Origin of the sequence: Streptomyces sp. NPDC059900 (assembly GCF_050270335.1) — a bacterium.
Taxonomy (GTDB): Bacteria; Actinomycetota; Actinomycetes; order Streptomycetales; family Streptomycetaceae; genus Streptomyces.
The window spans coordinates 1-7,442 of sequence record NZ_JBNNJZ010000407.1; the positions used below are offsets into that span (position 1 = coordinate 1).

Genomic DNA, 7,442 nt, shown 5'->3' on the forward strand with positions numbered 1-7,442 from the left:
GCCCCTGGTCGAGGACGCCCTGCGTACGAACGACACCCGGCTCGTCGCCGCCGCCGTCGGACCGTACGCCGCCCGGCACCTCCCCCCGCACGACTGGCGCCACGCGGTCCTCAAGTGCCTGTTCACGGGCGTCCCCCTGGACGCCGTCTGTGAACTGGACCGCCGGGCCCACGCCGACGCCGAGCTCGCCCGCATGCTCGACGACTACGCCGGCGAACGCACCGCCGCCGGACGCACCGTTCCCGGCGATCTGCACCGAGTCCTGGCCCTGGCCGCCGCTACGGCCCCCTCGGCCGCAGCGGCGCCCACGGCCCCCGCGACCCCTTCCACCGGCGAGGAGCAGGAGTCCTGATGCGCATCTTCGACCCCCACATCCACATGACGTCCCGGACCACCGACGACTACCAGGCCATGTACGCCGCGGGCGTCCGCGCCGTCGTCGAGCCCGCGTTCTGGCTGGGCCAGCCCCGCACCTCACCCGCCTCCTTCTTCGACTATTTCGACTCCCTCCTGGGCTGGGAGCCCTTCCGCGCGGCGCAGTACGGCATCGCCCACCACTGCACCATTGCCCTCAACCCCAAAGAGGCGAACGACCCCCGCTGCACCCCGGTCCTGGACGAACTGCCCCGGTATCTCGTCAAGGACAACGTCGTGGCCGTCGGCGAGATCGGCTACGACTCCATGACCCCCGCCGAGGACGCCGCGCTCACCGCCCAGCTCCAGCTCGCCGCCGACCACGAGCTGCCCGCGCTCGTCCACACCCCGCACCGCGACAAGCTCGCCGGCCTGCGCCGCACCATCGACGTCGTCCGGGAATCCGCGCTGCCCCTGGATCGGGTCCTCATCGACCATCTCAACGAGACCACGGTCAAGGAGGCCAAGGACAGCGGCTGCTGGCTCGGTTTCTCCGTCTATCCCGACACCAAGATGGACGAGGACCGGATGGTCGCCATCCTGCGCGACCACGGGCCCGAGCGGGTCCTGGTGAACTCGGCCGCCGACTGGGGCAAGAGCGACCCGCTCAAGACCCGCAAGGTCGCCGACGCCATGCTCGACTCCGGGTTCAGCGAGGACGACGTCGACCTGGTCCTGTGGCGCAACCCGGTCGCCTTCTACGGACTCAGCGGCCGCCTCGCGCTGGACGTCACGGACACCGAAGCCACCCACGAGGGCAATTCCATCCTCCGCGGCGGGGCGTGAGCCATGCGCTTCCGGCACCCCGACGGCAGCGTCGTCCACCTCGCGTACTGCACCAACGTCCACCCGGCCGAGACCCTCGACGGCGTCCTCGCGCAACTGCGCGACCACTGCGAACCCGTACGCAAACGGCTCGGCAGGGACCGTCTGGGCATCGGTCTGTGGCTCGCCAAGGACGCCGCCCATGCCCTGGTCACCGATCCGGCCGCGCTGCGCGGTCTGCGCACCGAACTCGACCGGCGCGGCCTGGAGGTCGTCACCCTCAACGGGTTCCCGTATGAGGGGTTCGGCGCAGAAGAGGTCAAGTACCGCGTCTACAAGCCGGACTGGACCGACCCCGAGCGCCTCTCCCACACGACCGACCTGGCCCGCCTCCTTGCCGCGCTCCTCCCGGACGATGTCGCGGACGGCACCATCTCCACCCTTCCCCTCGCCTGGCGCACCCCCTTCGACGCGACCCGTGCCGAGGCCGCCCGTTCCGCGCTGACCGCACTGGCCCAACGCCTGGACGCCCTGGCCGAACTGACCGGCAAGTCCATCCGCATCGGCCTCGAACCCGAACCGGGCTGCACCGTGGAGACCACCGCCGACGCGATCGCCCCGCTCACCGCGATCGGCCACGACCGCATCGGTGTCTGCGTCGACACCTGTCATCTCGCCACCTCCTTCGAGGACCCGCAGACCGCGCTCGACGCGCTCGCCGCCGCGGGCATCCCCGTCGTCAAGTCCCAGCTCTCCGCCGCCCTGCACGCCGAACACCCCCATCTGCCCGAAGTACGCGAAGCCCTCGCCGCCTTCGACGAACCCCGCTTCCTGCACCAGACCCGCACCCTGACCGCGGCCGGACTGCACGGCACCGACGACCTCGGCGAATCCCTCGCCGGCGACGCCCTGCCCGAGAGCGCACCCTGGCGCGCCCACTTCCACGTCCCCCTGCACGCGGCTCCCGCGCCGCCCCTCACCTCCACGCTCCCCGTACTCAAGGACACCCTCGCCCAGCTGGTCGGAGGCCCCGGCCCCCGCACCCGTCACCTCGAGGTCGAGACCTACACCTGGCAGGCGCTGCCGCCCGAACTGCGCCCCCGCTCCCGCCCCCAGCTCGCCGACGGAATCGCCGCCGAACTCACCCTCGCCCGCGACCTCCTGACGGACCTCGGACTGAAGGAACTGCCATGAGCCCCACACCCCTCCTCGTCCTGGACGTCGTCGGCCTCACCCCCCGTCTCCTCGACCACATGCCGCACCTCAAGTCCCTGGGCCAGTCCGGCTCCCGGGCCCCGCTCGGCACGGTCCTGCCCGCCGTCACCTGCGCCGCGCAGTCCACCTTCCTCACCGGCACCACCCCCGCCGAGCACGGCATCGTCGGCAACGGCTGGTACTTCCGCGAACTCGGCGACGTACTCCTGTGGCGTCAGCACAACGGCCTCGTCTCCGGCGACAAGCTGTGGGACGCCGCCCGCCGCGCGCACCCCGGCTACACCGTCGCCAATATCTGCTGGTGGTACGCCATGGGCGCCGACACCGACATCACCATCACCCCCCGTCCCGTCTACTACGCCGACGGCCGCAAAGAACCCGACTGCTACACCAGGCCCCCGGCCCTGCACGACGAACTCACCGAAAAGCTGGGCACCTTCCCCCTGTTCCACTTCTGGGGCCCCGGCGCCGACATCGTCTCCAGCCGCTGGATCGCGGACGCCACCCGCCACATCATCAGCACCCGCCACCCCGACCTGGCCCTGTGCTACCTCCCTCACCTCGACTACGACCTGCAGCGCTTCGGCCCCGACGACCCGCGCTCCCACCAGGCCGCCGCCGAACTCGACGCGACCATCGCTCCTCTCCTCGACGAGGCGAAGGCGGAGGGCCGCACCGTCGTCGCCCTGTCCGAGTACGGCATCACCCGCGTGGACCGTCCCGTCGACATCAACCGCGCCCTGCGCCGCGCCGGACTGTTGGAAGTGCACACCCAGGACGGCATGGAGTACCTCGACCCGATGACTTCCCGTGCCTTCGCCGTCGCGGACCACCAGATCGCCCACATCTACGTGCGCAGGCCCGAGGACCTGGAGGTCACCCGCCAGGCCCTGGCCGACCTGCCCGGTATCGAGCAACTCCTGGACGATGAGGGCAAGAAGGCCAACCATCTGGACCATCCGCGCTCCGGCGAACTCGTCGCCGTCGCGGAGCCGGACGCCTGGTTCACGTACTACTACTGGCTCGACGACGACCGCGCGCCCGACTTCGCGCAGCTCGTCGAGATCCACCGCAAACCCGGCTACGACCCCGTCGAGCTCTTCATGGACCCCCTCGACCCCTACGTGAAGGTCAAGGCGGCGAAGGCGCTGGCCCGCAAGAAGCTCGGCATGCGCTACCGCATGGCGGTCGTGCCCCTGGACGCCTCACCTATTCGCGGCAGCCACGGCCGCCTCCCCCTGAGCGACGACGACGGTCCGCTCATCATCAGCTCCACCCCCCATGCTTTTCCCGACAGGATCGCGGCCACCGCCGTGAAATCCCTCCTCCTCGACCTGGCCGGTCTGGGCTGAGACACACACCTCGCCCCGCCGTTCCGCCCGGCCAGGAGCGTTGAAGAGAGTCAAGCACGCGCCACTGACAACGCGCCGGTGGCGTCCGCCCGCACGTCGAAAAGCCCACGTCCAAGAGCCCAGGAGAGGCACCCGTGACCGACATCCACGACACTTCCGCCGACGAGGCCCTCAGACAGCGTCTCGGCATCAACCGCCGCCGCTTCCTCAGCACCTGCACCGCAGTCGGCGCGGGCGCGATCGCCGCGCCCGTGTTCGGCGCGGCACCGTCCTTCGCCCAGCCCCAGCCGAAGGGCGGCCACGGCCACGGTCATGGCCACGGCAGCGAACTGGTGCCCGCGAAGAAGCGCGGCATCATCCTCTACACGGTGCGTGACGCGACCGGCCGCGACCCGCTCGCCTCCACCCTGCCCTCGGGTTTCCGCGAGGTGTTCAAGGAACTGGCCCGCTACGGCTACAAGCAGGTCGAGTTCGCGGGCTACGGCCAGCACGCCAACGCCCCCGGCGGTGCCAGCCTGGAGTCAGTCGAGGGCGCCAAGCTGCTGCGCTCCTGGCTCGACGACTACGGACTGCGCGCCCAGGGCAACCACGGCTTCATACCGGGATCGTGGCCGCTGTCGCAGCCCGACCTGGACACGTTCAAGAAGCACCTCGAGATCGCCAACATCCTCGGCATGGATCACATGGGCACCGGTGGCGACCCCACCAACAGCTCGTACAAGGCCGACTGGGACGTCGCCGCCGACAAGTGGAACGCCCTGGGCGCCATCGCGCGCAAGGCCGGCATCAAGCTCTACACCCACAACCACGACGCGGCGTACGGCTTCCTGCTCGACGGCGGTCCGCTCGACGCGCAGGGCCGCCCGACCCGCAGCTCCGGCATCCGCAAGCTGGAGTACTTCCTCAAGGCCACCGACCCGAGGTCGGTGTGGCTGGAGATGGACATCTACTGGGCGCACGTCGCGCAGTACAAGTTCCACACGTACACCGCGCACGACGGCTCCCAGCGCGAGAAGGTCTTCGACCCGGCCGCGCTCGTCAGCCGCAACAACAAGCGCTACCCGCTGTTCCACGCCAAGGACGGCACGCGCAACGACACCAGCGGCGAGGGCTACGACATGGTGGCCTTCGGTGAGGGAGTCATCGACTACCGCACCTTCTTCAGCCGCGTCGGCGAGAAGAACTACCACAACCCCATGGTCGAGCAGGACAACGCGCCCAGCGGCACCGACCTCGGCCAGTCCCTGAAGCTCGCGAAGGTCGGCTACGACAACCTGGCGGCCCTCCGCAAGAAGCGCTGAGGCACCGGGCCACCGGGCACCGCAGCACCCGCACACACAGCTCTCGCCGCGCGGCAGCCGCGCGGCGAGAGCTGTGTGTCGTCACGGAGATCATGCGGGTGCGGGAGCCCGCTCCCGTCCCGGCTGCCGCAGCAGCAGGGCGACGGCCGCGGCCAGCATGGAGATGCCGCCCGCGAGCGCGTACGCGCCGTTGTAGCCCCACGCGGCCACCACCATGGAGCCGAGCCCGCCGCCGAACAGGCCGCTGATCAGCTTGCCGCTGTAGACGAGCCCGTAGTTGGTGGCGTTGTAGTTCTCCCCGAAGTAGTCCGGGGTCAGCGCCGCGAACATCGGGTAGAACGCGCCGCCGCCGAATCCCGAGAGGAAGGCGAAGACCAGGAACAGCCACTCGCTGTGGATGTCGCCCGCCCAGATGACACCGAACTGGGAGAGGCCGAGGACCAGGATCACGAACACCAGGGTCGCCTTGCGCCCCCAGATGTCGGAGAGCCAGCCGACCACCCCGCGTCCGATGCCGTTGATGACCGCCATGAGCCCCATCGACGTGGCGGCGACCAGCGGCCCGAAGCCCACCTCCTTGGCGAAGTCCACCTGGAAGGAGATCCCGAAGATGGACACACCCGCCGTCATGACGAGGGTGAACCACATCAGGGGCAGCATGCCCGTCCTGATGGCCTCCTTCGGAGTGAACTGCCGCACCGCGGGCGGGTTCTTGGCGAGGCTCGCCGCGTCCTTGGAGGTGCCCGACTTCTCCAGCGGGTCCACTTCGGAGGGCCACCAGTTCTTCGGCGGGTCCTTGAAGAAGAAGGCACAGGCCAGGACGACGACCAGGATGTACGCGCCGATCAGGTCGAGGACGCGGTGGTAATTGCCCGTGTCGAAGGCGTAATTGAAGATGAAGATGAACGGGAGCGAGCCGTAGGCGAAGCCGCCGTTGACGAATCCGGTCTTGGCTCCGCGGCGTTCGGGAAACCACTTGGCGACCATGTTGATGCAGGTCGCGTAGACGAAGCCGGAACCCACGCCGCCGATGACGCCGAACCCGATGATCGCGAGCCATACGTTGTTCAGGTGGGACAGGGCGAGGAATCCGATCAGGCACATGAACGACCCGGTGTACATGGCGCCCCGCGCAGTCAGGATTCCCCTCTCGCGCATCCATCCGGCCGGGAACGCTATGCCCGCCTGGAAGAAGACCCAGACGCTCAGAATCCAGAAGGTGTTGGACTGCGTCCAGCCGTGGGCGTGGGACAGGGTGTCCTCCGCCGAGCCGAACGCGTACTCGAAGACACTGATGGCCATCATCGCGATCCACGGCAGATACACCATGATCTTGCGGGAGTGGCCGAGGATGTCCCGGTCCGTCTCGCCCACGCGATAGACGCGGCCGTGCTCGTCGGTGATCTCGCGATACGGGGTGCCGTTGTCCGGCGCCTTGTTCCTTGCGGCGATGGGTTCCGCCGTCATATCAGGCCATCTCCTCACCGAGGGGTTGCGGATTGGGTGTGATGCCTTTGTCCTTCGGCCTTCCGGGTTGCGAGAGGAAGAGCGCGACGAATCCCGCGAACAGGGAAATGGAACCGGCCAGTGTGAAGGCCCCGGTGTGGCCCCAGTTGCTCACCACGATGGCGCCCATGCCGGAGCCGAGGAGCCCGGAGACCAGCTTGGAGCTGTAGACCAGGCCGTAGTTGGAGGCGTTGTTGTTCTCGCCGAAGTAGTCCGCGGTCATCGCCGCGAACATCGGGAAGATGGCGCCGCCGCCGAATCCGGAGATGCTGGAGAAGATCAGGAACAGCGGAAGGTTCTTGATGTCCGCCGCCCACAGAATTCCGTATTGCGAGAGACCGAGCACGATGCAGACGAAGATCAGGCACCGCTTGCGTCCATAGCGGTCCGACAGCCAGCCGATGACACCCCGGCCCGTGCCGTTGACGATGGCCTTCAGCGACATGGCCGTGGCGACGATTCCGCCGGCGAATCCGGCTTCCTTGCCGATGTCCACCTGGAATGCGATGCCGAAGATGTTCACGCCCGACGTGCACAGCAGACAGAACCACATCAGTGCGACCCGGCCGGTCTGCCACGCCTCCTTGGGCGTGTACTGGTGCACGGCGGGCGGGTTCATCGCCAGCGCGCGCCTGGCCCGCGGGTCGGTCGGCGGCCGCAGCGGGTCCACGTCGGCCGGCCACCAGTTCTTCGGCGGGTCCTGGAAGAAGTAGCCGGCCACGGCGACCATCGCCGCCAGGAAGAGACCGACGGAAACAAGCACCCAGCGGAAGTTCGTCAGGTCCATGTATCCGGTGAAGATGAACACGAACGGCACCGAGCCGTAGGCGAATCCGCCGTTGACGAAGCCGGTCTTCCCGCCCTTTCGTTCGGGATACCACTTGCCGAC

7 protein-coding genes are annotated in these 7,442 nt (G+C 68.8%); 5 read left to right on the forward strand and 2 right to left on the reverse strand.

The window, feature by feature from the left end:
* The 5 genes from ACQKIP_RS34190 to ACQKIP_RS34210 form a co-directional block, all read left to right on the forward strand.
* Positions 1–352 (forward strand): EboA domain-containing protein (locus tag ACQKIP_RS34190; protein WP_427745037.1); only part of this gene is annotated, 352 nt, incomplete at its 5' end.
* Positions 352–1,200 carry a TatD family hydrolase gene (locus ACQKIP_RS34195; protein WP_365855570.1) on the forward strand — a complete coding sequence of 283 codons (849 nt, stop codon included), beginning with the start codon at positions 352–354 and terminating at the stop codon, positions 1,198–1,200. The genes ACQKIP_RS34190 and ACQKIP_RS34195, both read left to right, overlap by 1 nt.
* 3 nt (positions 1,201–1,203) lie before the next feature.
* Positions 1,204–2,373: a metabolite traffic protein EboE gene (gene eboE / locus ACQKIP_RS34200; protein ID WP_365855568.1), complete on the forward strand. Its 1,170-nt coding sequence runs from the start codon at positions 1,204–1,206 to the stop codon at positions 2,371–2,373.
* A complete protein-coding gene (locus tag ACQKIP_RS34205; RefSeq protein ID WP_365855566.1) occupies positions 2,370–3,746 on the forward strand; it encodes a nucleotide pyrophosphatase/phosphodiesterase family protein in 1,377 nt (458 codons plus the stop codon). The genes eboE and ACQKIP_RS34205 overlap by 4 nt, the downstream gene beginning before the upstream one ends.
* A gap of 134 nt (positions 3,747–3,880) precedes the next feature.
* Complete coding sequence (locus ACQKIP_RS34210; RefSeq protein WP_365855564.1) at positions 3,881–5,047, forward strand: sugar phosphate isomerase/epimerase family protein; 1,167 nt, start codon at positions 3,881–3,883, stop codon at positions 5,045–5,047.
* A gap of 90 nt (positions 5,048–5,137) precedes the next feature.
* On the opposite strand, the gene ACQKIP_RS34215 is transcribed toward ACQKIP_RS34210, so the two are convergent.
* Positions 5,138–6,514, reverse strand: a complete 1,377-nt coding sequence (locus ACQKIP_RS34215) for an OFA family MFS transporter (protein ID WP_365855562.1) — start codon at positions 6,512–6,514, stop codon at positions 5,138–5,140.
* 1 nt (position 6,515) lies between these two features.
* Positions 6,516–7,442 (reverse strand): OFA family MFS transporter (locus ACQKIP_RS34220; RefSeq protein WP_427745038.1); only part of this gene is annotated, 927 nt, incomplete at its 5' end.

Coding starts and splice junctions, on each gene's coding strand:
- ACQKIP_RS34195 (WP_365855570.1), top strand. CDS start 352: ATGCGCATCTTCGACCCCCACATCCACATGACGTCCCGGACCACCGAC.
- eboE (WP_365855568.1), top strand. CDS start 1,204: ATGCGCTTCCGGCACCCCGACGGCAGCGTCGTCCACCTCGCGTACTGC.
- ACQKIP_RS34205 (WP_365855566.1), top strand. CDS start 2,370: ATGAGCCCCACACCCCTCCTCGTCCTGGACGTCGTCGGCCTCACCCCC.
- ACQKIP_RS34215 (WP_365855562.1), bottom strand. CDS start 6,514: ATGACGGCGGAACCCATCGCCGCAAGGAACAAGGCGCCGGACAACGGC.